The following is a 24,713-nucleotide window of genomic DNA, read 5'->3' on the forward strand; positions in this document are numbered from 1 at the left end:
ATTCGGCTTTTGAGGCTGCAACTGCTGAATTGCACATAATATACGGGAGCTATTCCTGTTTATTAAAGCGAGGACGATGATTCGAGATCATATGCTGGAGAAAATCCAGTATATTCATTTGGCTTCCAGGTGGACGGCGGAGGCAATGGGCGATGTGTGTTTTTAAAGACCAAGAAGGATAGGTTTGCGCACAAAGAGCTCGATTAGTAACAAGAATCGTTTAGACGAGTCCTGAGCTTTCATCCAATCCAAGCATCAAATTCATATTCTGAATGGCAGCCCCGGAAGCGCCTTTCCCCAAATTATCGAATCTGGAGATGAGCAGCACCTGATCCTGGTGGCCAAATACAAATATATCCACCCGATTCGTTTGATTGCACGCCGTGAGATTAAAAAAACCATCCTCGAGATGAGCCTCGGAATCGTAGGGCATAATGCGAACAAAGCGCTCGTCCTTATAATACTCCGCCAATAGCTGTTGAATATCTCTCGCAGCCCTCTTCTTCACGAATAATCTTGGCAGCAGAGGGATGGATACGGCGTCGCTTTGAAAATAATTCCCCACGATTGGAGTGAAGAGCGGCGGCAATTCTAATCCTGAATAGCGCTTCATCTCCGGAAGATGCTTATGATTCAGTTGCAGGGCGTAATGTCTTGGCGTGGAAAGCCGCTCATGCAGCGGGATGGGACCGCGGTATTAAATGCGCACAGGAATGATGGCAGTCTGCAACAGATTGGCAGAATAGGATTGCCATAGCAGATTGGCATGAGGTTCTCCACGGCAGCCTGGTGCGATACTCGGCATGAGGTTTGCTGCTGCGGACACTGTCCAGCACAACAAACAAAGCAACCGCCGCTTAAGAAGCCGGGGGCTGCTTTGTTTGTTGTTCGATGATTTTGCCGGTTACCGAGTGGACGATGACGTTCTTGTCGGCGGCTGAATCGCGATACTTCAGCTTAACAACGTATACCAGAGGCGTGCCGGGACGCGAGGCCAGGTAGTAGGCACCTGCCGAAGGCTCTTCTCTGAGCATGGTGGAGGTTTCTGACTCGGCGCTCAAAGCTTTGCGAATGGCTTGATTCTCTGTTTTTGCCGGGTACATGGCTCGTTTGTTCATCTTTGTTTCCAGATGGGGATGAATGGTTCCTTCGACCTTCTCGATCTGTCCATTCCCGTTTATGCTGATGGTCAGCCCGTCCTCCCACACCGGCTTCCGGAACAGCATATGCTGGAAGTGGACATGAGTTCCTCCATCTGTCTCTTCCACGCTTGTCACCTTGAGGTCATGTCTTGGCTTGCGCAGACCGAATACGGCTTTATGCTTGTTCAAAAACTCGTAGGCAATCCATTCGGGAGAATGCCGCGACGGATAGGACAGTATGCCGCTGATCAGGGAAGGCGTTCCCGTCTCTGGATGATAGACAAGCTCCAACTCTCCCCCGCTCAGCTTCTCGAATTGACGGATGGAGCTGTCGGATTTGGATGCCAAATCAACAGCGGATGCGCTGTGCGTGAAGACCAGCAATCCGGTCAGGCACAGCATGATGTAGATAGATGCTTTTATAGCGATCACCCCTTTCATTCAGGCAGAGATATTCCCCATTATTGGCTTCCATGCTTGAAGCTATTCATCGAGAACGAAAGGCTGCAATCGCAGAAAGAAAGAATGAATGTTCAGAAATTGTACAGTTTTTAGGAGAAGTCCCATTACGACTCTCTGCAACTTCATATATAATGAGTAAATAACAGCAGGGCGGTCTAAGGAGCCCTGCTTCTATGACATGGACGTCGGATGGAGGCCAAATGGATTTGGATACGATCAACGAGACGCCGTTAAAGACGATAATGAGCACGTCCCCCCTATCTCTTCACACTTTCTTCTCTATTGTATTGCCATTCATTGAAGAGATTGGTCGATTGCATGAACGCGGATTACTTCGAATGAATGTAAGCCCACGCTATATGAAGGTAGTGGTCGACTCCGGCAAAATAGCTCTGCTGCCAATCGATCATCCGATTGGACAGGACTCCGGGAGCCTGGACGCTTCGCCCCAAGAGGAGCTTCGCGACAGACTTGCGTATCTTTCGCCGGAGCAGACGGGCCGCATGAAAAGGAAGACTGACGAGCGGAGCGACTTGTACGGGGCTGGGGTTCTGCTGTACGAGCTGTTGACCGGCAAGCTTCCCTTTCCAGCGAGTACGGCAGAGGACTGGATCTACGCCCATATGGCGCTGCTGCCGACTCCTCCGGAGAAGCTCAGTCCCGGAACGCCATCGGCAATAAGCGATATCATTATGAAGCTGCTCGCCAAAGCGCCGGAGGAGCGTTACCAAAGCGCAGAAGGCTTGATAGATGATATGACACGCTGCCGAGATGAATGGGAGCAGTTTGGTTATGTGTCCAGCTTCGAGCTCGGAGAGACGGATGCGGTAAGCGGCTTTCGTCTGCCGGAGAAGCTGTATGGCCGAGAGAGAGAAGTTGAAAAGCTGACCGTCGCGTATGAATGCGCTTGCAGTGGCGAGAGCTCTCTGGTCATGCTAAGCGGTTATGCGGGCAGCGGGAAGACCGCATTGATTCGTGCGCTGCAGGCTAGCATTGCGCCGCATAGAGGTTATTTTGCTGCGGCTAAGTTCGAGCAATTGAAGCAATCAACGCCCTATGCCGCGATTCATGCTGTCATGCGCCAGCTTACTCGCAGGCTGCTGACCGAGGAAGAGAGCGCGCTTTGTCAGTGGAGAGACAAGCTTCAGGGTGCACTGGGTCAGAGCGGGAGCCTGCTGACGGAAGTGATCCCTGAGCTTTCGCTCATTATCGGTCCGCAGCCGGCTCTGCCGGAATTGCCTCCCGCCGAGGCGACCAAGCGGTTTCAGCTGCTCTTCGGAAGCTTTATGAAAGTTTTCGCCTGTGCCCAGCATCCGTTGACGGTGTGGTTCGATGATCTGCATTGGGCGGATGAGGCATCGCTTGGGCTGCTAAGGGCCTTCGTCAAGGATGCTGGCCATCTGCATCTGCTTATGCTCGGAACCTACCGTAATCGTGAAGAAGGGGAAGATTTCCCGAAGCTGCTCGAGGAGGCAATTCCCGAGGAAGTCGTTGTTGTCCATCGTCTCGCTCTCGATGGACTCGACTATAGGAATGTAAGGGCTTTTATCGCGGATTTGCTGCATGCTGATCCGATCAGCGTCAAGCCTTTGGCGGAAGCGATGTATCGCAAGACCGGCGGGAATCCTCTTTACTTGAAGCAAATGCTGCAATTGCTCTATGAGGAGCGTCTGCTCTACTTCTGCAAGCAGGAGAGGCGCTGGGCGTGGGATATGGAGGCGATCAATAAACGGAAGGCCTTCGAGAATGTGACTGATCTTATTGTGCGGCGGATGAGCGCGCTTCCTGCGGGCACCGCCGAGGTCTTGCGCATGGCAAGCTGCATCGGATTATCCTTTGATCTGCGCATGCTGTCGATAATAGCCGCCCAGGAAGACGAGGTGACGGAGCGGCAATTGCAGCCCGCGTTGAATGAAGGCTTGCTCGCCACCGAGAAGAATCGATTCATCTTCTTGCATGATCAGGTTCAGAGGGCAGCGCATCATTTGCTTACCGATGCAGAGCGTATACAGATCCATTTAAGGATCGGACGGATTCTGCTTCAGGATTCCCGGTCCACGGACGGACAAACGGATGATCGGCTCTTCGAGACGGTGCATCATCTGAATCTAGGGCGTTCGGCAATAACGGATCTGGACGAAATCGAGCAACTTGCAGCATTGAATCTAAAGGCGGGCAGGAAGGCGAAAACATCTGCCGATTACGCGCTCGCCTTGACGCTTCTTAAGACAGGAGTCAAGCTGCTCGAAGAGTGGAGCGCCTCCGTTCATGAGACTCTGTCTGCCGAGCTGATGCTTGAACGGTCAGAATGCGAATATTTCTGCGGCAATGCGGATATGGCCGAATCGATTCTGGAGCAGATGCTGCTGCAGGCGACGGCCCCGGCAGAACGGGCAAGAATCTTCATTATTCAGATTACGATGTATGCTTACTTGAAGCAGGAATGGAGAGCGTTCCATATCGCGATTGAAGCGATGGCCGAATTCGGACTGAGGATATCGGATAAATCCTCCACCATGTCCATCATGACAGAGATCAGCTTGACGCAATTGACGCTTGCCAGACATCAACGCGCGTTGCAGGGCATGTCGCTTAATCATGATCCCATGCATAAAGCGCTCGCGGATATTGTTATGGCATCTTCCTCAATTATATTTATTATAGATGAGGAGCTGTCGGTCATCCTGTTCGCCAAGTATGTCAGAATGTCGCTTAATCAGGGCCACTCTGACGCATTCTGCATTGCACTCGGCTCTTATGCTATTGCGTTATGCGCCATGCTGAAGAGCAACAAGCTCGCTCTCCGTTTGGTTGATATCGCGCTTCACTATGCGGAGCGGTCTCATAGTGTACTGCTGAAGGGAAAGATGCAGTTCATGAAGGGCTTTATCTTGCAGTTGAACCGACCACAGGATTCGGAACGCTACTTTCTGCTGGCGAGTAAGCTTAGCATGGAAGGCGGGGATATGGTCTACGCTTGTTATTCGATTTCGTCGCATGTGATAACAGCCAGCGATGATCTCAGGGCTCTACGCGAAATTTGCCGAAGCAATTTGGATTACGCAGGTCGAGGCCTGGACGAAATGACGTTGCGCGTCCTTCATCTAACCGAGGAGTATGTGCGTCTCTTGCAACACAAGCCTGCACCCGAGCTCGTCTTCGACAGCGAGTATTTCGATGCGGATATGCTGGCGCAAGGCTTGAAGGCGGACAATACTCAGAAGCATAATATCCTTTATTACTATACCTGCAGAGTGGAGGTCTATTACCTGTTCGGCTATTATTCCCGAGCTGCCGAGCTTGCCGCGCAAGCCATGAATTACGAGAAGGGAACGATGCTGTCATTCAACCAACGCTTACACTTCTATTACGCACTTTCAACCCTGGCTGATTATGAGACTGCTTCGACAGCCTTGAGAGCTCGGTATAGAAGCTTGTGGAAGAAACTGTTCAGTCGGATGAAGCGCTGGTCGAGGGTAATGTCGGAAAGCACGGAAGCGAAATATAGATTGATGCTAGCGGAGATTACAAGATTGAACGGCAATCATGCCAAGGCGGTTAAGGACTATGACGCGGCAGTCTCCTATGCGCGGCAGATAGACAACAGCCGGGACGAGGCGATTGCTTGCGAGAGAGCGGGCCGCTGCTTCATGGAGATGAGGCGGGTAAAGGAGGCGAAGGATTATCTGTTCGATGCCTGTCGCGCCTATTATCGTTGGGGAGCGGCAGGCAAGGTTCAGAGTCTGAAGGAAGACTTTCCGTTTCTTGATGCGCTCGTGTTGAAGCGGGAGAACGAGAATTCTGCGACTAAGCGGCTGGCGGCGGGATCTCCTCGTTCTCCTGGATTTGAGTCGGAACCGCAGCCTATTCTTCCTTCCGGCATGAATCCGGATCCATCTCTGGCAAAAGAAATGGATATGAGCACGATTCGTCAGGTTTCAAAGATTGATATCACGACCAGCGAGGAGATTGATCTGCTCAATAGCTTCATCGATCTTGCTATTCGCAATGCCGGCGCGGAGCGAGCGGTTATGTTGATTCAAGGAGAAGACGGGTTGCGCATAGAAGCTGAGAAGAATATGAACCCTCTGAGAGTTGAAGCGGTGGAGATGCAATCGGAAATGGTCGCCGCTTTCTCCTCGATGCCGTACTCGGGCGCCGTTGTGCGCTTTGCGCTGCGAACGCGAGAAGCGGTAGTGCTGTCGAATGCCGTTCAAAGCCCCTTTGCCTGGGGCGCATACATTCAAGCTGTGAGACCGAAGTCGATTCTATGTCTCCCGATTGTGTACACCGATCATCGCATTGGCGTGCTGTATTTGGAAAATAATCTGCTCGCAGGAGCCTTTACGGCGGAGCGGATAGAGGTGCTGGAGCTCGTTCTCTCGCGTATGGTCCATCTCAAGCTGCTGCGGAAGCGGGATGAGCCTGTCGAGACTGGCTCGCTGCTCGAAGACAGCTCCAGTTCCGATTCCGGGTGGACGATGCAGCAGCCGCTGATCGAGCCGCTCTCTGCTCGCGAGCTGGACATTCTTCGTCTCATGGCGGACGGGCTGTCCAATAAGGAGATTGCCCTTCGACTGGATATCAAGGAAGGGACGGTCAAGAGCCATGGCGTCAATATCTACGGCAAGCTTCAAGCGAAACGAAGAGCGCAGGCTGTCGCCAGGGCAAGAGAGCTGGGGCTGCTTGAGTGAACGGTCATTCCAGCTCAAGCGGAAGGAAGGCGTATTCGCCATTCCTGACGATGTCGCGTCTGCGAATGGGAATAGGCTGCTTGAAGAGCGGGCCGTCGATGACGGTCGTATGAAATTCCCCGCCCTCGCCGCAAGGGTCGATGTCTCGTGCTATTAACTCATCTACGAATTCGCGGTTCAAAGAGCGACCGAGATCCTGCTCCGTCATGCCGAGCGACAGATTGACCGTCACTACAATCGCGACATAGCCAAGGTCGATGAAAGTGTTCACGATCTCCAGGTGATCGGCGCGCCATAGTGGCATGCCAAGCTCCAGTCCGGCAGCCTGGGTCATGCGATCATGCCAACAGCCCTCCTCGGGCATATCGATATCGCCGGTAATCAGCGCTTCTGCGCCAAGTGACCTTGCCTTCTCAAGCAGCTTGGCGAACTCTCGCTCATAATCTTCCCAGCTCGCAGCCGCGGTATACACGGGCAGGCCGATAGCTTCAGCCTGCGCCCGAATAAGCTCGGGCGGCATGCCATGCGAGCGGGAACGCTTTCCTTCCTCTTCAAGCATTACGATGAGTCCCGTAGCCTCTCCGGCCTCCATCGCAAGATGGAGAGCAAGCGTGCTGTCCTTGCCTCCGCTGTAGGAAGCGATGAATGGCAAGCCGCAGGCATGCTCCCTCCAATTCTTCGTTACTGTCATAGTAGAATCTCCTCTCATACCGTTTGTTTTGCCGTTTCCTCCTGAGAATCAAGGACGATCTGATGGACGTATCAAATGTCAAAATGTCAGCTCCAGCAGCTGCCAGCAGGGAATGCGATGCCTGCGATGCCGAGTGCCGACTCCTTACAACTGCGGAGACAACAGGCGGATTTGTTTGGCCAGATATTCCGGGCTGTAGGGGGTGTCGTGGCGCAGCCAGGTAATAATCGTGCCGATGATCGCCGAGCTTAGGTACCAAGAGCCGATTTCCGCTTGAATGTCGTGATTGTCGGTGCGCTTGAAGTAATTCTCGATCTTGCCGGCGATCAGGCCGCCTGTTACGGACATGAACCGTTCCGTGAAAACGGGCACGCGCTTCGTGACCAGCAGCAGCTTGAACAGCTTGGTGTTCTCCTGCACATGCTCCAGCAGACGCACCAGCACGGCTGTAGGCTCTTTGGGCGCCGAGCGCAGCGCGTCATACATTTGATTGATAATATCATCGGCGATGCGGTCCAGCATGTCGGGGATATCCTTGTAATGCAGGTAGAAGGTGACCCGGTTAATGGTAGCTCTTTCGGCAATGCGATTGACGGTTAACTTCTCCAGTTCGGTCTCCTCCAGCAAGTCAATGAATGCATCGCGTATAAGCTGCCGAGTCCTCAGCACACGCGGATCTGACTGATTCGATTGGTCGCGATTCGTCATGGCTCCTCCTGTCTTGCCCAATGAAAGGGCAGGTTTACATTTTCGGCTAGACTGTCTAGTAAACATAACTTGAACGACAATTTCAACATATTTGTCTAGTAACTGACAGATTCTTCTCATCTGTAGCTTGCTGCTCTGCGGGTCACAGGCGTATAATGCGACTATAAGTAAAGTATACAACACATTGTATATTAACTCCATTTATTTTGAGAAAGGATCTGACTGTTATGCAAGCAACATCATCATCTGCTGGAGCATCTGCTTCAGTGAAGAGAGGACCGCTGCTCTTCGTCATGATTCTGGGCGCGTTCATCGCGGTGCTGAATCAGACGATCATGAGCGTGGCGACTCCGGAGCTCATGCGCGAATTCGATATCGCCGCATCGACCGCCCAATGGCTGACAACGGGCTATATGCTGGTCAACGGCGTTTTGATTCCGATCACAGCTTATTTCATGCAACGATTCACGACACGCGAGCTGTTCGGCGCATCCATGCTGCTGTTCCTGGCAGGTACAATTGTTAGCGCCATTGCTCCGGGATTCGAGGTTCTATTAGTCGGGCGCTTGATCCAAGCCGCCGGCGCCGGCATCATTATGCCGCTGCTCATGAACGTGATCTTGTCGGTATTTCCTCCTGACAAGCGCGGAGGAGCGATGGGGCTTGTCGGCTTCGCGATCATCTTCGCTCCGGCGATCGGCCCTACTTTGGCGGGCTATGTGCTCGATCATTACTCCTGGCGCGTCATGTTCTACGGCATGCTGCCGCTGGCGGTTCTCGTTCCCATCATTGCTTTCTTCTATCTGAAAAATGTAACCGAACGCACCTTTCCCAAGCTTGACGTTGCAGGTGTTATTATTTCCACTATCGGCTTCGGCATGCTGCTCTACGGCTTCAGCATTGCAGGCACGAAGGGCTGGTCCAGCGCCGAAGTCATTATATCGCTTATCGTTGGCGTGCTTGCGCTCGCGTTGTTCACGATCAGACAGATCAGAAGCAAGGAGCCGCTGCTCGACATGGGCGTGTTCCGCTACAATATGTTCTCTCTGACGACGATCATCAATATCGCGGTTACGATGGTTATGTACGCCGATATGATGCTGCTGCCACTCTATCTGCAGAACGCGCGCGGCTATACGCCGCTCGAATCCGGCTTGCTCATGCTGCCGGGCGCCTTGCTAATGGGCTTCATGATGCCGGTAACCGGCAGATTATTCGACCGCTTCGGCGCGAAATGGCTGTCCATCATCGGCATGGCGATTACGATCGTGACCACGATCGGCTTCGTCAATCTGACCGATTCAACGAGCTATGCGTATCTGGTGCTCATGTCTACCGGCAGACGCTTCGGTATGGCGATGTTCCTCATGCCAATTACGACGGCGGGTCTTAACCAGCTTCCATCAAGGCTGAACGCGCATGGCACGGCGGTCTCCAATACGATCAAGCAGGTGGCAGGCGCTATCGGTACTTCGCTGCTCGTAACGGTCATGACGACCAGAACGAAGTCTCATATGACGGACCTGGCGACCTCCGGGTCCGGCATGGATCAGAACGCGATGCTTCAACATGCGACAATCGGCGGCATTAATGATGCCTATATGGTTATTATCGGCATCGGCATGGTTGGACTTTTGCTTTCTTTTTTCATCAAGAGAGCCCATGCCAAGGAAGAGGATGTACCCGTCGTAAGCGACGCGAAGGCGGGCGCGAAGAAGACGGAAGGCGCGCTGAGCTCATAATAGGCGCAAGGAATAGCAGAATGGAGAGCGTTGCCCCCTGCGGGCAGCGCTCTTGTTTGGTTTGGAATAGGGTATAATGGAGGAATAAGAGGCATTTCGATTTCGGTGGAGGTTGGATTCTATGTTTTTCGAGCAGCTTGCGTCGATTATTCCGGTTTTTCAGCGCATTCAGATCTTTCATCAAACACAGCTCCTTCAATTGGAGGAGGAGCAGCATGCTCTGGTTGTGATGCGCAGCGGCTTACTTACTATAGGGAAGGGCGGCGGAGAGGAGGCTGTCGTGGTCTCTCAAGGCTATGCTTGCCATCCGGGCGAGGGACCGTATTCGCTTCAAGTGCCGCGAACGAAGGAGGCGGAGTATTTCGTTATCTTCTACCGGCTGCTTCCGGCGGGCGCAGGCTGGTCGCTGCAGGGCCCGTTATACACGCTGAGCGAGGTGAAGATCAAATATATGCTGGACGAGCTTCTGCGGATGGCGGAGGGGAACTACAGCTTTGCAGAGAGAGAGGAGCCCGCGCAGCGCTTCCGCATGAGGCTGATGCTCGAGCGAATACTGTTCATTTATCTCTACGAAACCGACTTGCGGGAGCAGGAAGCTTCAAGGTTGGACGGTATCGACGAATCTCTTGCCTATATGAAGGAGCATTATATGCTGAAGCTGACACTGCCTCTTCTGGCGGGCAGGGCAGGCATGAGCGAAGGTCATTATACGGTGCGATTCAAGTCGCGCACCGGGCTGACCATGACGCAATATTTGAGAAGGCTTCGGGTAGAGAAGGCGAAGGAGCTTTTCCTTCAGACCTCTCTCAGCGCCAAGGAAATCGCACAGCGAGTAGGCTATTCCGATTATTTTCATTTCAGCCGCGTATTCAAGCAAGAAGAAGGCTGCTCGCCAACATCGTTTCAAGAAAAACAGGTGAAAATCTAATAATATAACATGTTCAATCTGAAGATATGATATGGAATGAGCGGGAAGAAGTCGCTAAAATACATTGTAGTGAGAATAATTATTATTATCAGGGGGAAGAAACGAAAATGACTTCATGGATGTTCCGCTCAGCACGACTTGGTATTCTATTGCTTATTGTCTTAAGCCTTGCAGCCTGTGGACAAGCTTCGAACGATGCAAATGACAACAATAATGGAGGGATCTCGGCGACGCCGCAAACGTCGGACGGCATGATTACCGTTGAAGATGCGCTCGGCACGGTAACGCTGCCGCAGACGCCGGAGAAAATCGTAACGATGGATTTCAGCTTTACGGATATGGTTGCGACGCTAGGCGTTCAGCCTGTCGGCATCGCCGATGACGGAGATGCGGGTCTCTTCATGGATTCGGTGAAGAGCGCTCTGGGCGACTATACGTCGGTGGGCTCGCGGTATGAACCGAATATCGAGCTGATTAGCACGCTGAAGCCGGATTTGATTATTGCGGATGTGAACAAGCATAAGAATGCGCTTGATCAGTTGAAGGCGATTGCTCCCGTGCTTGTGCTGGACGACTATACGGCGGACTATGACCAGATGCTGGTTAACTTCATGCTTGTAGCCAAAGCGCTGGGCAAGGAAGAAGAGGGACGGAAGCGTCTGGAGCAGCATGAAGCGTTGATTGGCGATGCCAAGGAGAAGCTGCAAGGGGCGAAGCTTACGGTATTGCCGGCGGTCGTGAATCCCAAAGGCTTCTATGCGCATTCCAATCATTCCTACAGCGGATCGATGGTGAAGTTGCTTGGCTTCACGGATCCGATTAGCGATGAAGCGGCTTATCCGCAATTAACGCTGGAGCAATTGGTGGAGGCGAATCCGCAGGCGTTGTTCCTGATGCCGACGGAGGAAGTGACGATCGTGAATGAATGGGAGAAGAATCCATTGTGGCAGGAGCTTGATGCCGTGAAGCAGGGCAAGGTCTATACGGTGGAGAGACGCAACTGGTCTTTATCCCGAGGAATGCTCGGCTCCGAGAAGATCGCGGAGGATATCGTGAACGAGCTGGGAGCCAAATAGATGAGGTCGTCCATTCCAGCTTTGGGGAAGCAGCGCCGTTCGCGGTTTCTGCTCCTCCTTTTTGCCGTTTCAGGCGCTTTGCTGCTGCTCGGCATGCTGCTGAGCTTGAAGTACGGGCAAGCGAATATTTCCTGGCGCATATTGATAGATGCGCTGACGTATCAAGGACATGAGAAGGAGCATCTCTACATTCAGACGTTAAGACTGCCCAGAACGTTGACGGCCTGCATGGTAGGAGCTCAGCTCTCTCTCGCCGGCCTGCTTACGCAGCTTGCGACGCGCAATCCGCTGGCCTCCCCTCATGTATTCGGCATTAATGCCGGCGCGGCTCTCGCCGTTGTCTTCAGTCTGCTTCTTTTCGACAGACTCAGTGCCATCGGGTCGGTGTTCATCGCTTTCGCCGGCGCTGCCTGCGGAGCGCTGCTTGTCTGGGCGTTGGCGGGCGGCGCGCAAGGAGGCGGGGTCATTCGATTTGCTTTGGCCGGTATTACCGTGCATTTCTTGTTGGCCTCTCTGACAGAAGGAGCCATTATTCTTAATCAATATTCCACGGACAGCATGATGTTCTGGCTGGTCGGTTCAGTGAATCAGGCAGGATGGCTGGAAGCGCGGCTGCTATTGCCTTTCTTTGCCGGCGGGCTCTTATTGACCGCTTTGCTGCTGCCCGCCTTCCGGCTGTTGCTGCTGCAGGACGAGGTGGCGGCGGGGCTCGGGCAACGCCTGATTCTGGTCAAAGCGCTCTGTATGCTTCTGGTCGTTCTGCTGGCGGGCTCGGCCGTGGCGTTATGCGGACCGATTGGCTTTGTCTGTCTCATTGTTCCTCATATTGCGCGGGGGCTGGCCGGTCATGAGCTGAGGGTGCTGGTTCCGCTGACTGCTTTGCTCGGAGCGACGCTGCTGGTATTCGCGGATTTGCTCAGCAGAGCCATCGCCTTTCCTTTCGAGTCGCCGGTCGGGATCGTGACGGCCGCGCTCGGCGCGCCGTTCTTCATCTATCTGGCTCGGCGCAAAGGAGGAGCGGCAGCATGAAGAAGAAGGTTTTGGCGCTTGCTTCGGCCCTTGCCGTGTTGCTCCTTCTCTTCGCTTTCTCGCTAAGCTGGGGAGCGGTGTCGATCCCGTTTGCAGACCTCTGGCCAGGACTTGCGGAGAAGGGGAGCTCGGCCTATTTCATCGTGCATGAGGTTCGCTTGCCCAGAGCGCTTACGGCTGTTCTTGCCGGCATTGGCCTTGCGACCGGCGGTGTGATCCTGCAAAGTCTGGTGCGCAATCCGCTCGCGAGTCCGGATGTCATCGGCATTACGAAGGGAGCTGGCTTCGCTGCGGCGATGGTGCTCTTCCTCTTCCCGAGAGCGCCAAGCGGCATGGTGTCCGTTGCGGCGTTCTGCGGCGCTGTGCTCGCGTTCTTCCTGCTGATGACGCTAAGCCGCAGACTGACGTTATCTCCTGCGGCGCTGGCTCTTGTCGGCGTTGCAATCGGCGCGGTATTCCAAGCGGCCACGCAATATCTGATCGTGACGCATCCGACAAATGTGAATCTGGCCTTGCTCTGGATGTCAGGCAGCCTGTGGGGCAGAGACTGGACGCAGGTGCGGACGCTTCTGCCCTGGATGGCGCTGCTGCTTCCTTTTGCATGGAGCCGCTATTCGAGACTAAATCTATTCCTGCTCGGAGATGAGACCGGAGCGTCGTTAGGTCTTGCCGTCTCGAAGCAGCGCTTCTGGCTCATGCTGCTTGCCGTAGCCATGGCGGGCATCTCCGTCTCGGCGGTCGGGGCCATCGGCTTCATCGGATTAATCGCTCCGCATCTGGCCCGGCGCATCATTGGAGGCCGCCATGAGTGGCTCATTCCCATGTCCGCGCTTCTCGGCGCGAATCTGATGCTTCTCGGCGATCTGGTCGGCCGCTTGGTAATTGCTCCGCGAGAGGTGCCGGTCGGTATTATGACGGCTGTCATTGGCGCGCCTTATTTTATCTATCTGCTTCGGAAGCAGAGGAAGTCGGGCTGAAGAAGTGACGCATTGATTTAGAGCAAGAGCTCGGTCCCGATAGGCCGAGCTCTTGCTCTGTTTGTTGCAGTTCTCAGAAGGTGGAATAGAGCGAAAGATCTATGACATGAAGTTGCTCGGACGCTTCTTCGTTAGATTGCCGGCTGCCTCCCGTTTTCACAACCTTACCTTGATACAGGATATTACCGTTCATCAAATCAAGAACAAATGCGCCAGGGATACCATCGGTATGCGTCAGCAAATAAATACGTTCGCCAGAAATTTTTACATCATTAATTTCATCCGAGCCTAGCTTCTTCGCCGATATGGACAGGTAGTCATCGTCAACATCGTTAGTTGCCAAATCCATGCGTGAAACCTGTAACTGGGTCGAGGTCTGCTTCGCATGATACAAGTAGTCGGTCTGAAGATTGTTCACGAATCGAAAGTCGAATCTACTTATGCTGTCATTCGGATTCACATAGGCTTCCTGCCAAGTCTCATTCTGCAATTCCTTCAATTCTCCTGTGAGATAGGAGTAGGAATAGTAAACATATTCTTCCTCCTTTCTTCCTACTGATCTGCCGCTAACCTGGAAATAGATACGCTCGCTGGGCATGGTGATGATATCGGTGGAGAGCTGTCTTGGAAGGGTATCGTCGCGATGTCGATTCTCCCATAAGTTGAGCTTCGTATCTTCCACGAAATCGCCGTTCTTCTCGTCGAAGGCATATACATGATAACTGTATTCTTGAGATGGTTTGTTGCGTACGTACACAAGGATAAAGATCTTGGATTCGAGCAACTGGACATCGTAGACATTCATCTCCACGGTTCCTTTCGGCACATCCAAGCTAGTATGCAGCTCTCTTGACTTACCTGTCTCCTCATCCAAAATACTGGTTGCGAACTTCGCTTTGGGAGCGGAGGATTCGGAACCTTTTACTTGAACTTCGCTATATACGGTCTGCTTCTCATCTCGATAAAATCCCCCTATACCTCTTTTCTTGCCGCGCAAGAACGAGCGATGCTTCTCGAGAAGATCCTCCATCCCCAGATAGGAATACATAAATTCCTCTCGATTTGTAATGGATGTGCGCTGATTTCGAGTTAGTGCTGAGAATTCTGTTCCCTCTTCTGTTATGGTTAAATGCTCAGAATGCCCGGATAAGTAATAATCTCCGGGTATTATAATAGCTTCACCTTCCGAGGTGCTGCCTTGCACAAGCTCCAGCTTGTATTCAGGCATATAGTCCGTTCTACCAATCGCATAATAGTATCCTATACCGCTTACTGCCAGCACGAACAGCAGCAGGATTAACCCATAGCGCTTCACGCTTCTATATCGCAGCATGCTTAAACCTCCTTCTCATACAGCTCATACGGTAACCTTCTTCGACAGCAGCCGGTTCCCGAGCCAGAGCGACAGCCCAAGGACGAGCAGGAACATGAACAGCTCCATCATGAAAATTTCGGTGCCGAAGAAATAGCCTGTTCCGAACATGGTTTCCAGCAAGGACACGGGAAACAAGATGAGACCCAAGCACACAATCAGATACGTCACTCCATACAATATGCCGATCCTGCGATAGCTCCGCTCCAGCAGAATCGCCGTGAAAACCGCAATGACGGCTGTCATTCCCATGCCGTAGAAATAGATGAATTGTTCAAAGCTTCTTGGAAAAAGCATCGGCAAAAGCTGATTGCGGCTGATCACGTCTACAATATGCGAATCCGCACGCTGAACGGATGGAACAAGCAGCTTGAACACCCAGCCTTCGATCGGCAGCAAGACAAGCTGAAACGACAGCATGCTGAAGACGAGAAGGAGGAGCGAGGTGAGCTTGGCCCAGTATAGATTCATTCTTGCCGCAGGCAGCATCAGCAAGCGGTAGATGAAGGTCGAGCGGCCGAGCCAGTCCCGATACCAGATGAAGAAGACATAGAAGGACAGGGCGGCTATGCTGACCAGAATGACAAGAATGAACGGCTTTGGTGTGCTGAAGATAACCCAATCGAAGGTTAGCTTATCAACATCGATTTTAGTAGAGGAATTGACTGTGTCCTTGATTCGGTTCATTGCGTCAAGCTGAACCGCCAATCCTTGCTTCGTCTTCCAAATCACTGCAATGATCTGGACAGCAGCCGTCAAGCCCATAAGCGCAAGCAGAATCCATCGAAAACGATGCAGCTCCATTTGTACAAGCTTCAAATAGCTCTTCATGCCAAATACACCTCCCTCATCACATCGACCACGGATTTGCCTTGCTCGCTTCGCATTTCCTCGCAATCGAACGCCATGCGAACCTCGCCGTCCTGCAGCAGCACCGCTCGGTCCATGAGATGCTCGATCTCGTTGATTTCATGCGTCGTCATAATGACGCCGCGCCCGTCGATCAGATCGCTGGTGAATGCCTCTGCGATGACCTCTCTTGTGAACAGGTCGATACCCGAGAACGGCTCGTCCATCAGGATGTAATCGGCATTTTGACCAAGGCCGAGCAGTAGATTGAGCTTCGCGGCCATGCCTTTGGACAAGCTTCCGATGCGCGCCCGCTCGTCCAGCTTGAAGAAGCGAAGCAATTCTTCGGCGCGAGCTGGATTCCAGCTGTCGTAGAAGTCGTCCATGAACTGCAGCGCCTCTCCAATTCGCATGCCAAGCGGCATGGTGAGATGATCGGGCACGAAGGCAATTTTCTCATATATGGAAGGCGTCAATTTCTGACCGTCAATGGTGATATGGCCCCCAGACAGCGGCGTCAGTCCCATAATGGCCTTCAGAATGGTCGATTTCCCTGCGCCGTTCACTCCGATCAAGCAGGTGATTTGACCCTTTTCGGCTTGAAAGGAGACATCTCTTAGCACATGGCGCAGCCGGTATCGCTTGCGAATATGAAGAACATCAATCATGGCGCTCGCCTCCTTCCGCATATTCTCTCCGCACCAGCTCCACAAGCTCATCGACGCCGATATTGATTTTGCGGACGGCTGTCACGAAGACTTGCACGGCTTCGCTCGCAAGCTCCATTCTGATTCGGCTTAACAGCTCCGCATCGCTCGTAATTCGGCTATGCGAATTAGGTTCCGTTACAATCAATTGCTGCTCCTCCATTTCCTTGTACGCCTTCTGCACCGTATTCGGGTTGATCTTCAATAAGGCTCCGAGCTCCCGTCTCGATGGAATCGTCTGATTCGGCAGCAGCAGGCCTGTCGCGATCCGCTCTTTGAAGTGGCGCACCACCTGCAAGTAGACGGGATCCCGATTATTGAATGAAATCACGGCCCATTCTTCATTCGCGCTCATAGCATGACCTCTCATTCGTGCTCGTCTCTCGTGCATGTGACGATAGGCTTGGGTGAGCACAATGCGGAATTGTCCTCTGTCTCTATCTCCTCCGCACTGTACTGTCTGGTTAATACACTTCTGTATTATGCAGGCGATACAGTTGGTTGTCAAGTTATTCCATTAGAGGAGGCAAATGAAGAATTTGGAAGGCTAACGAATTGTTATATCGCTATTGCCCATGATTCAGCATGATTAGCAAAACGAACGAAGATCTATATGCTTATTTGCCGTTTCATGAGCGAAAGGAAGCTTTCTTCGCCGCAATAGCGTGATGATTCTTCGTTAGAATTACGCAAATGGGCGACAGGAGGTGTTTAACGCTGTGAGTGAGGCTGTCGATTACCTGTGGATCACCTGCTTATGGAACACCTCAGCCAGTTCCGCATTTGAAGCTTCAGCGCTGAAAATCAGAGCTAGAGTACCAGTAGGAGCGTCCTCCGAAGCTTCAGCGCTGGAAATCAGAGCTAGAGAGCCAGTCGGAGCGTCTTCCGAAGCTGCAGCGCTGGAAATCAGAGCTAGAGAGCCAGTCGGAGCGCCCTCCGAAGCTGCAGCGCTGGAAATCAGAGCTAGAGAGCCAGTCGGAGCGCCCTCCGAAGCTGCAGCGCTGGAAATCAGCATTGCAGCCCAGTCCACAGTTAATCGACAGCCTCTGAGTCTTCGTTAGAGTTTGATGAGCTCCATCATCGGAGCCTGCTTCAGGCTACTTCGCTGATTCCGACTCAGGCTTCTTCCCTGGATTCCGCATCCCTGCTCTCTTCTTGGCCTAACATCAGGGCGCGTTATATTCTGAACCGCGCAGCGGCATACGTCGGTTTGCTTCCTTGCGCCAATCATGATACATTGCAAGCAATATGAAATACAGGACTGAAATTTGGAACGGATACGGAGGATGAATGATGACTACGAACGCTCAAAAACATGAAGAGTCAGGCTGGCATTTCGACAACAGTTATGCAAGGCTGCCCGAGAAGCTGTTCACCTTGCAGGAGCCCGCGAAGGCGCGTTCGCCCAAGCTTGTGCTGTTCAATGCCGAATTGGCCGCCGGGCTCGGCTTGAACCCGGAGAAGCTGCAGAGCCCCGAAGGAGCTGAGATTTTCGCCGGCAATCGCTTGCCGGTGGGCGCTCTGCCGCTGGCGCAGGCCTATGCGGGGCATCAATTCGCCTATTTCACGATGCTCGGCGACGGCCGCGCGGTGCTGCTCGGGGAACAGATGACGCCGAAGGGAGAGCGTTTCGACGTTCAACTCAAAGGCGGCGGCCGCACGCCGTATTCCCGCGGAGGCGACGGACGGGCGGCGCTCGGGCCGATGCTGCGCGAATACATCATGAGCGAGGCGATGCACGCGCTAGGCATTCCGACAACGCGCAGCCTTGCCGTGGCGGCCACGGGCGAGCCGGTGTTCCGCGAGTCCGAGCTGCAAGGCGCGGTGCTGACGCGAGTGGCGGCCAGCCACATCCGCGTGGGCACGTTCCAATTCGCGGCGAATGCAGACGAAGGGCAGGAGTTGCTGCGGGCGCTCACTAGCTACACGCTGGAACGGCATTATCCGGAAGCGGCAAGCGGGGAGAATGACGCGCTAGCGCTGCTCAGGTCCGTCATTTGCAGCCAGGCCGCGCTCCTTGCGAAATGGCAGCTTGCAGGCTTCATTCACGGCGTCATGAATACCGACAACATGGCGCTTAGCGGAGAGACGATCGATTACGGTCCTTGCGCGTTCATGGATGCCTATGATCCGGCGACGGTGTTCAGCTCCATCGACAGGCAAGGCCGATATGCTTATGGCAATCAGCCGCAGATCGCGGCATGGAATTTGGCGAGGCTCGCGGAAGCGCTGCTGCCGCTTCTGCATGAAGACGAAGATGCGGCGGTGAAGCTGGCGGAGGATGAGTTGGCCGCATTCGCAGAGCTCTATTACAGGCACTGGCTGGCGGGGATGAGGGCGAAGCTTGGTTTGTTCGGCGAACAGTCCGAGGATGAGGCATTGGTCACGGAGTTGCTGCAATTGATGCAGGAGCATAAAGCGGATTACACGAATACATTCCTGCGGTTGATGGGCGAAGCGGTGGAGCTGGGCGGCTTCGATCTGTTCGGCTCGGAAGCTTTCGCCGCTTGGCTGGTGAAGCGGCAGGCGAGGCTTGAGAAGCAGCAGGAGGACAAGGAAGCGTCGCTGCAGCTCATGAAGAGCAGCAATCCCGCTCTTATTCCGCGCAATCATCGGGTGGAGGAGGCGCTGAGGGCAGCCGAGGAAGACGACGACTACAGTGTGCTGCACAAGCTTCTTCTTGCGCTGGAGCAGCCGTACGCCCATTCGCCGGAGCAGGCGCAATTTGCCGAGCTGCCCCCTAAGGCGGATCGCCCGTACCGCACCTATTGCGGGACCTGACTCTGCAATTGGACAAACAGCACTGCCGAAGAGCGGCGCTGTTCATTGGATATCTGCATCAGACTTGAAGGAACGTCTCTAAAGGTCTCGCGCCGTGCGCAGTTCTCTGCGTGCGGCGTTTCTCTGCTGATTCAGTCACGAGAATAAATGGAAGCGCGTACATCAGATCGCTATGGAATTTGACGAAATTTAAGGGTGGAAAACCGCGTGCTACTATGGTTTAATTACAATATTGTGAGCTTTTCCTTCAGGGCATTGTGGAAATCGGAGCGCGTGAAGTAGTATAATAAAGTGTCCAAGCTGTCTCTAAGCTTTATGGAGATAAAGGCGAGGGCAGCATCACTTGCAGAACTTGGGCAGCACAGCAGCTAAGAACATCGGTAGTAACACTCAAAGGAGGATTATCATATGGCTTTGGAATCAATGAAGGACATGCTTAACAAGGCGCTGAAAGAAGGATATGCGGTAGGTCAGTACAACATTAACAACCTGGAGTGGACGCAAGCAATTCTGGATGCAGCCGAAACCGAGAAATCTCCAGTAATCCTGGGCGTATCCGAAGGCGCGGCTCGTTACATGGGCGGCTTCAAGGTTGTAACAGCGATTGTCGGCGCTTTGATCGATGAGATGAAGATCACTGTTCCGGTTGCGATTCACCTCGACCATGGCTCCAGCTTCGAGAAGTGCAAAGCGGCTATCGATGCCGGCTTCACTTCCGTTATGATCGACGCTTCCCATCATCCATTCGACGAGAACGTGGAAACGACGAAGAAGGTTGTTGAATACGCGCATGCGAAAGGCGTTTCTGTCGAGGCTGAGCTTGGCGTAGTCGGCGGACAAGAGGATGATGTTGTAGCTTCCGGCGTTATCTACGCGGATCCGCAAGAATGCTTCAAGCTGGTTGAACTCACTGGCATCGACTGCCTGGCTCCGGCTCTTGGCTCCGTTCACGGTCCTTACAAAGGCGAACCGAACCTTGGCTTCAAGGAAATGGAAGAAATCTGCCAAACCATCAAGCTTCCGCTTGTACTGCACGGCGGAACAGGAATTCCGACTGAGCACATCAAGAAGTCGATTTCTCTGGGAACAGCGAAAATCAACGTGAACACAGAGAACCAAATCAACTTCACGAAGGTTGCTCGCGAAATCCTGACAAATGATCAGGAAGTATATGATCCGCGTAAATTCCTGGCTCCGGGCCGCGAAGCGATCAAACAAACTGTTATCGGCAAAATGCGCGAATTCGGCTCGAACAACAAAGCTTAATAAACGATTTTTTATCAGAACTGCCGCGTCCAACATCGGTTGGCTTGCGGCAGTTTTTTGTGCTTGCAACTGTAACGGACATTTTCGACCTTTAGAAGCTCGTATGAGCCAGCTCAGATTTTTAACGGACATTTGTTCCGCTTAGCGGACTAATCACGTCGATTATTCGTTCGATTTAATCGCTAAGGCGACCCAATGTCCGTTAGAGAAAATAGGCAGCGAAAAAAGCAGTTTAAGGTGACCCAATGTCCGTTAGAGAAAATAGGCAGCGAAAAAAGCAGTTTAAGGTGACCCAATGTCCGTTAGAGCAGATTACTGTTTTCCAAGGACGCCGTCAGGCGTTTTTCTTATGAATACTAGAATTTATAAAATTTCGTTTGGAAGGAATGAACGCTTGCAACTGTAACGGACATTTTCGAGGCTGTGATTTATTGTGGATTCGTGAGGGAGCGTGTGGCCATTTGTCCAAGGTGTGAAGGATAACGGTCATAATTGAGGATGTTGATTAACTATGAATCACCAACTTGTAGAACAGCTCAGCCGGTTCTGTTTTTGAAGCTGCTGCAACGAAGGTAAGCAGCGCAAGAGCGCCAGCCGGAGCGTCATCCGAGTCTGCAGCGCTGGAAACTAACCCTGCAACCCAGTCCGCAGTTAATCGACAGCCTCATCATTGAACGTAAGAGAAGGTATTGAAAGGTTTCATCTACTATTTCTGCTTTAACGGTCAAATGCGACCTTTACACTCCGAAAATCTTCTAAAATGTCGCGTAACAGTCGCACATGTCCTTTAAAACCAGCAAGTCCTTATTCACGAAGAAGAGTCGATAGTCTCATTGGATCTGCTTAGCGGGTTAATAGGGCGGGTAATGCGAGCAAGCTTCAATCTTAAAAAGTCAGACCTTATAGCAAGTTAAAGGATTTAGGCGGGCCAAAGACGAGCGATATAATGAGATTGTAAACAGCATATGACTCATGAGAGGGGAAGAAAAATGAAAACGAGAAAATCGGCTTGGCTGCTTGTATTGGTTCTATTGTTCGTCACGATTGCAGGTTGCTCCTCCAATAACGGCGGCAATGAAACGACGAATACAAATGATAACGGTTTCAAGGTTGGCAGCGATGCTTCCGAGGAGCCGGCGAAGGATGTCACCTTGACGCTCAGCATTTGGGGAGATGACGCGAGGAAAGCTTTGTACGAGGATTTGATGAAAACGTTCAATGAACAGAATCCGAATATCAAGGTGGATGTGCTGCTCATTCCATTCGCGGAATATCAGCAGAAGCTGTCGATAATGCTGGCTTCGAAAACCGCGCCTGACGTGGTGTGGCTGGCGGAGCGCATGGTTCCGCAGTTCATGGGTTCGGGTCAATTAATGGACGTTGCTTCTGTCAAAGAAGACAGCGCTTACAACTTCGATGATATTTATCCGTCGACGCTGGATTTATACCGCGACGGCGAGAAGCTGTACGGCGTAGGCTTCGCGATTGGTCCGAAGGAATTATTTTTCAACAAGACGTTGTTCGAGGAGAAGGGGCTGAAGACGCCGCTTGAGCTCTATAAGGAAGGCGACTGGACCTATGACGAGTTCCTGAAGGCGGCCGAAGCGATCTCCGATCCGGACAAAGGCGTATACGGCGTCAACCTCTTCGGCAGCAATAACTCCTGGAAGAACTGGCAGGATGCGCTTATGGACACGATTTGGGCATTCGGCGGCGATATCTTCAATGAGGACAAGACGGCGTTCGCGCTCAATTCGCCGGGCGGCGAGCAGGCGCTGCAATTCTTCAACGATCTCATCTACAAATATAACGTACATCCTCAGCCGGGCGATCAGACGACCTTCGAGTCGGGCAAGCTGGGCATGGTGAGGAATACGTACAGCTACTCCACAAACGCAAGATCGATTACCGACTTCGAATGGGATATCGCGCCAATGCCGACAGGTCCTAATGCGGATGCGCCGACAGCCGTCGGCATGGCGGGCTATTCGGTGACGAAGGATACGAAGCATCCGGAGGAAGCGATGAAATTGTTCAAATATATGACGAGCGCGGATGTCATGAGCCAGCTCACCGGCATGTTCCAGCCGCCTAGAAAATCGGTGTCGGAGTCGGACGCGTTCCTCGATGTGGGCAAGCCGTCGCGCGAAGGCATGATGGCGGCGCTCGTCGATCCGATGGCGAAGGGCGTTGAGCTGCAGCCGTTCCATGAGAATTGGCAGCAGATCGATGTGAAGATCCAGACGATTCTCGACTACCTCTATACGCAGGACTCCACGGTGAAGGAAGTGCTGGACCTGATGGACAAGGAAGTCGGGCCGCTCGTGAAGTAAAGCTGCGGCAGCTCGAGAGAAGCTGCCGCAGCAAGCGAGAATCTGCGGCAGTATCTTAATCGGGTGTGCGCCGCACACCCGATTTTCACAGAAAGAGGTTGCACCCTCGCATTTAATCAGAATTAGAACCAAGGCATTGCGCTTATTTCGGTTCATCAGGAAAGGCAGGGGTAGACAGTGGAGATGAACAATCAAGCTGTGCATAGAAGTCAGAGAGAGACGAGGAAGAGAATTAGGCTGGAGAAACGTGCGAGTCCGATGGCCAGAAGCGAGAATCGATACGGTTATTTATTTGTATCACCGCTTGTGACAGGGTATATTTTGTTCCTGTTCCTTCCCATTCTCGCCGCGTTTACGATGAGTCTGACGAATTGGTCGCTGATCGGCGAGTTCCACTTCGTCGGCTTGCAAAATTATCATAAGCTGTTCACGAATGACACGGTGTTCGTGAAGACGATATGGAATACCTTGTATTTCACCGTGCTGCTGGTGCCGTTCAATGTGATCATTACATTGGCGCTGGCGCTGCTTTTGCAGAAGGCGATCCCCGGCATCGGCTTGTTCCGGACGGTGATCTTCACGCCGGTCGTCACCTCCTTCGTCGTATGGGCGATTGTGTGGAAATATATTTTGCAAACGAAGAACGGGTTGATCAATTCCTTGCTCGAGATGGTCGGCGTTCATGGCCCCGCGTGGCTGTATACGACCGCGCTGGCGATCCCGATTGTCGCGATGGTGACCTTGATCAAGGGACTTGGCATCAATATGGCCATCTTCCTCGCGGCGCTGAATGATGTGCCCAAGATGTATTATGAAGCGGCAAGCATAGAGGGAGCCTCGAAATTCCAGCAATTCCGCAATGTGACGCTTCCGCTTATTACGCCTTCGCTCTTCCTGGTCATTACGATTACGATGATCGGCTCCATGAAGGTGTTCGCCCAGATTCATGTCATGACGGGCGGCGGTCCGGGTACGAGCACCTATGTGTTCGTATACTATATCTACGAGCAGGCATTCAAATATTTCAATTTCGGATACGCGTCGGCGGTTTCGTTCATTCTGTTCTTCATTATATTGGCGCTGACGATCGTGCAATGGCTTGGAAGAAGGAGATGGGTTCACTATGAAGACTAACGGCTTGCAATTAGCGTTGAAATACGCCGTTCTAGCGGTGATCAGCGTGATCATCCTTATGCCTTATTATTGGATGGTCGTCACGTCTCTGAAATCGTATACGAAAATATTCGATTTCCCGCCCCAGTGGTTTCCGAGTCCGATCAAGTGGAGCAACTATGTGGATCTGTTCAAGCAGCAGCCCTTTCACTTGTACTTGTTCAACAGCGTCTACATCGCTGTCGTAGTAACGCTTGGCGTATGTCTGTTCGGGGCGCTGGCGGGATATGCGTTCGCGAAGCTGGATTTCCGTTACAAAAATTTCATCTTCCTGTTCCTGCTCAGCTCGATGATGATACCGACCGAGGTGACGACGATACCGCTGTACATCGCGTTCGGGAAGATCGGCATGGTGGATACGCATCTGCCGCTTATTCTTCCGCCCATGCTGGGCGCGGCGGGCATATTCGGCGTGTTCCTGATGAGGCAGTTCTTCATTACCATCCCGAATGATCTGGTGGAAGCGGCCAAGATCGACGGCTGCAGCCCGATCGGAACCTTCCTGCGCATCATGTTCCCGCTGGCGGCTCCGGCCATTGCGACTTTGTCGATTATTACGTTTCTGCAAACCTGGAACGAGTTCTTCGAGCCGCTGGTGTATCTGAACTCCAGCAAGCTGTTCACGATTCCGCTGGCGTTGTCCCTGTTCTCGGATGACGGCGGAACGAAAGGACATCTGATTATGGCCGCGTCGGTCGTGGCAACACTGCCTCTGCTTACCGTCTTCTTCTTCGCTCAGCGCAAATTCATCGAAGGCGTGGCGATGACCGGCATCAAGTGATG

Annotated in this window: 20 protein-coding genes; 12 read left to right on the top strand and 8 right to left on the bottom strand. The window is 52.7% G+C overall.

The window, feature by feature from the left end; translation table 11 throughout:
- Window positions 1-220: 220 nt before the first annotated feature.
- The gene (locus tag HFP08_RS17070) at window positions 221-685 is read right to left on the bottom strand and encodes a hypothetical protein (protein WP_481856580.1); all 465 of its coding nucleotides are present in this window, start codon (window positions 683-685) and stop codon (window positions 221-223) included.
- Between the two features lie 172 nt (window positions 686-857).
- The gene (locus tag HFP08_RS17075) at window positions 858-1,583 is read right to left on the bottom strand and encodes a hypothetical protein (protein WP_168121813.1); all 726 of its coding nucleotides are present in this window, start codon (window positions 1,581-1,583) and stop codon (window positions 858-860) included.
- A 194-nt stretch (window positions 1,584-1,777) separates the two neighbouring features.
- On the opposite strand from HFP08_RS17075, the gene HFP08_RS17080 reads away from it, so the two are divergent.
- Window positions 1,778-6,298, top strand: a complete 4,521-nt coding sequence (locus HFP08_RS17080; protein ID WP_168121814.1) for an AAA family ATPase — start codon at window positions 1,778-1,780, stop codon at window positions 6,296-6,298.
- 4 nt (window positions 6,299-6,302) lie between these two features.
- Here HFP08_RS17080 and HFP08_RS17085 read toward each other — a convergent pair whose 3' ends face one another.
- Both HFP08_RS17085 and HFP08_RS17090 read right to left on the bottom strand, forming a co-directional pair.
- Window positions 6,303-6,989, bottom strand: a complete 687-nt coding sequence (locus HFP08_RS17085; RefSeq protein WP_168121815.1) for a Dph6-related ATP pyrophosphatase — start codon at window positions 6,987-6,989, stop codon at window positions 6,303-6,305.
- A 144-nt stretch (window positions 6,990-7,133) separates the two neighbouring features.
- A complete protein-coding gene (locus tag HFP08_RS17090; protein ID WP_168121816.1) occupies window positions 7,134-7,697 on the bottom strand; it encodes a TetR-like C-terminal domain-containing protein in 564 nt (187 codons plus the stop codon).
- A gap of 227 nt (window positions 7,698-7,924) precedes the next feature.
- On the opposite strand from HFP08_RS17090, the gene HFP08_RS17095 reads away from it, so the two are divergent.
- From HFP08_RS17095 to HFP08_RS17115, 5 genes are all read left to right on the top strand, one after another.
- Entirely contained in the window at window positions 7,925-9,439 is a 1,515-nt protein-coding gene (locus HFP08_RS17095) for a DHA2 family efflux MFS transporter permease subunit (protein WP_168121817.1), read from the top strand.
- A 121-nt stretch (window positions 9,440-9,560) separates the two neighbouring features.
- Entirely contained in the window at window positions 9,561-10,367 is an 807-nt protein-coding gene (locus HFP08_RS17100; protein WP_168121818.1) for an AraC family transcriptional regulator, read from the top strand.
- 107 nt (window positions 10,368-10,474) lie between these two features.
- Complete coding sequence (locus HFP08_RS17105; RefSeq protein WP_168121819.1) at window positions 10,475-11,443, top strand: ABC transporter substrate-binding protein; 969 nt, start codon at window positions 10,475-10,477, stop codon at window positions 11,441-11,443.
- On the top strand, window positions 11,444-12,472 hold the full coding sequence (locus tag HFP08_RS17110; RefSeq protein WP_168121820.1) for a FecCD family ABC transporter permease: 1,029 nt from the start codon (window positions 11,444-11,446) through the stop codon (window positions 12,470-12,472).
- The gene (locus tag HFP08_RS17115; protein ID WP_168121821.1) at window positions 12,469-13,449 is read left to right on the top strand and encodes a FecCD family ABC transporter permease; all 981 of its coding nucleotides are present in this window, start codon (window positions 12,469-12,471) and stop codon (window positions 13,447-13,449) included. The genes HFP08_RS17110 and HFP08_RS17115 overlap by 4 nt, the downstream gene beginning before the upstream one ends.
- A 73-nt stretch (window positions 13,450-13,522) precedes the next feature.
- Here the strand turns inward: HFP08_RS17115 and HFP08_RS17120 are convergent, their stop codons facing one another.
- From HFP08_RS17120 to HFP08_RS17135, 4 genes are read right to left on the bottom strand one after another with little or no spacing between them, the layout of a single operon-like run.
- Window positions 13,523-14,782 carry a hypothetical protein gene (locus HFP08_RS17120; protein ID WP_168121822.1) on the bottom strand — a complete coding sequence of 420 codons (1,260 nt, stop codon included), beginning with the start codon at window positions 14,780-14,782 and terminating at the stop codon, window positions 13,523-13,525.
- A gap of 24 nt (window positions 14,783-14,806) precedes the next feature.
- Window positions 14,807-15,652: a hypothetical protein gene (locus HFP08_RS17125; protein ID WP_168121823.1), complete on the bottom strand. Its 846-nt coding sequence runs from the start codon at window positions 15,650-15,652 to the stop codon at window positions 14,807-14,809.
- The gene (locus tag HFP08_RS17130; RefSeq protein WP_168121824.1) at window positions 15,649-16,338 is read right to left on the bottom strand and encodes an ATP-binding cassette domain-containing protein; all 690 of its coding nucleotides are present in this window, start codon (window positions 16,336-16,338) and stop codon (window positions 15,649-15,651) included. The genes HFP08_RS17125 and HFP08_RS17130 overlap by 4 nt, the downstream gene beginning before the upstream one ends.
- Entirely contained in the window at window positions 16,331-16,732 is a 402-nt protein-coding gene (locus HFP08_RS17135; RefSeq protein WP_168121825.1) for a GntR family transcriptional regulator, read from the bottom strand. The genes HFP08_RS17130 and HFP08_RS17135 overlap by 8 nt, the downstream gene beginning before the upstream one ends.
- A 364-nt stretch (window positions 16,733-17,096) precedes the next feature.
- Here HFP08_RS17135 and HFP08_RS17140 point away from each other — a divergent pair, with 364 nt between their 5' ends.
- From HFP08_RS17140 to HFP08_RS17165, 6 genes are all read left to right on the top strand, one after another.
- Window positions 17,097-17,438 carry a hypothetical protein gene (locus HFP08_RS17140; RefSeq protein WP_168121826.1) on the top strand — a complete coding sequence of 114 codons (342 nt, stop codon included), beginning with the start codon at window positions 17,097-17,099 and terminating at the stop codon, window positions 17,436-17,438.
- A gap of 232 nt (window positions 17,439-17,670) precedes the next feature.
- On the top strand, window positions 17,671-19,158 hold the full coding sequence (locus HFP08_RS17145; protein WP_168121827.1) for a protein adenylyltransferase SelO: 1,488 nt from the start codon (window positions 17,671-17,673) through the stop codon (window positions 19,156-19,158).
- 408 nt (window positions 19,159-19,566) lie between these two features.
- On the top strand, window positions 19,567-20,424 hold the full coding sequence (locus HFP08_RS17150) for a class II fructose-bisphosphate aldolase (protein ID WP_168121828.1): 858 nt from the start codon (window positions 19,567-19,569) through the stop codon (window positions 20,422-20,424).
- A gap of 989 nt (window positions 20,425-21,413) precedes the next feature.
- The gene (locus HFP08_RS17155) at window positions 21,414-22,757 is read left to right on the top strand and encodes an ABC transporter substrate-binding protein (protein ID WP_168121829.1); all 1,344 of its coding nucleotides are present in this window, start codon (window positions 21,414-21,416) and stop codon (window positions 22,755-22,757) included.
- Window positions 22,758-22,940: 183 nt separating this feature from the next.
- Window positions 22,941-23,891 (top strand): carbohydrate ABC transporter permease, encoded by a 951-nt coding sequence (locus HFP08_RS17160; RefSeq protein WP_240941521.1) that lies wholly within the window; start codon window positions 22,941-22,943, stop codon window positions 23,889-23,891.
- Window positions 23,881-24,711, top strand: coding sequence for a carbohydrate ABC transporter permease (locus HFP08_RS17165; RefSeq protein ID WP_168121830.1), 831 nt, complete (start codon window positions 23,881-23,883; stop codon window positions 24,709-24,711). The genes HFP08_RS17160 and HFP08_RS17165 overlap by 11 nt, the downstream gene beginning before the upstream one ends.
- Window positions 24,712-24,713 lie beyond the last annotated feature (2 nt).

This window comes from Paenibacillus sp. HB172176 (assembly GCF_011947265.1).
Classification (GTDB): domain Bacteria; phylum Bacillota; class Bacilli; order Paenibacillales; family Paenibacillaceae; genus Pristimantibacillus.

Coding starts and splice junctions, on each gene's coding strand:
- HFP08_RS17105 (WP_168121819.1), top strand. CDS start 10,475: ATGACTTCATGGATGTTCCGCTCAGCACGACTTGGTATTCTATTGCTT.
- HFP08_RS17085 (WP_168121815.1), bottom strand. CDS start 6,989: ATGACAGTAACGAAGAATTGGAGGGAGCATGCCTGCGGCTTGCCATTC.
- HFP08_RS17120 (WP_168121822.1), bottom strand. CDS start 14,782: ATGCTGCGATATAGAAGCGTGAAGCGCTATGGGTTAATCCTGCTGCTG.
- HFP08_RS17095 (WP_168121817.1), top strand. CDS start 7,925: ATGCAAGCAACATCATCATCTGCTGGAGCATCTGCTTCAGTGAAGAGA.
- HFP08_RS17130 (WP_168121824.1), bottom strand. CDS start 16,338: ATGATTGATGTTCTTCATATTCGCAAGCGATACCGGCTGCGCCATGTG.
- HFP08_RS17150 (WP_168121828.1), top strand. CDS start 19,567: ATGGCTTTGGAATCAATGAAGGACATGCTTAACAAGGCGCTGAAAGAA.
- HFP08_RS17110 (WP_168121820.1), top strand. CDS start 11,444: ATGAGGTCGTCCATTCCAGCTTTGGGGAAGCAGCGCCGTTCGCGGTTT.
- HFP08_RS17160 (WP_240941521.1), top strand. CDS start 22,941: ATGAACAATCAAGCTGTGCATAGAAGTCAGAGAGAGACGAGGAAGAGA.
- HFP08_RS17165 (WP_168121830.1), top strand. CDS start 23,881: ATGAAGACTAACGGCTTGCAATTAGCGTTGAAATACGCCGTTCTAGCG.
- HFP08_RS17155 (WP_168121829.1), top strand. CDS start 21,414: ATGAAAACGAGAAAATCGGCTTGGCTGCTTGTATTGGTTCTATTGTTC.
- HFP08_RS17100 (WP_168121818.1), top strand. CDS start 9,561: ATGTTTTTCGAGCAGCTTGCGTCGATTATTCCGGTTTTTCAGCGCATT.
- HFP08_RS17080 (WP_168121814.1), top strand. CDS start 1,778: ATGACATGGACGTCGGATGGAGGCCAAATGGATTTGGATACGATCAAC.
- HFP08_RS17090 (WP_168121816.1), bottom strand. CDS start 7,697: ATGACGAATCGCGACCAATCGAATCAGTCAGATCCGCGTGTGCTGAGG.
- HFP08_RS17075 (WP_168121813.1), bottom strand. CDS start 1,583: ATGAAAGGGGTGATCGCTATAAAAGCATCTATCTACATCATGCTGTGC.
- HFP08_RS17145 (WP_168121827.1), top strand. CDS start 17,671: ATGACTACGAACGCTCAAAAACATGAAGAGTCAGGCTGGCATTTCGAC.
- HFP08_RS17125 (WP_168121823.1), bottom strand. CDS start 15,652: ATGAAGAGCTATTTGAAGCTTGTACAAATGGAGCTGCATCGTTTTCGA.
- HFP08_RS17135 (WP_168121825.1), bottom strand. CDS start 16,732: ATGAGCGCGAATGAAGAATGGGCCGTGATTTCATTCAATAATCGGGAT.
- HFP08_RS17115 (WP_168121821.1), top strand. CDS start 12,469: ATGAAGAAGAAGGTTTTGGCGCTTGCTTCGGCCCTTGCCGTGTTGCTC.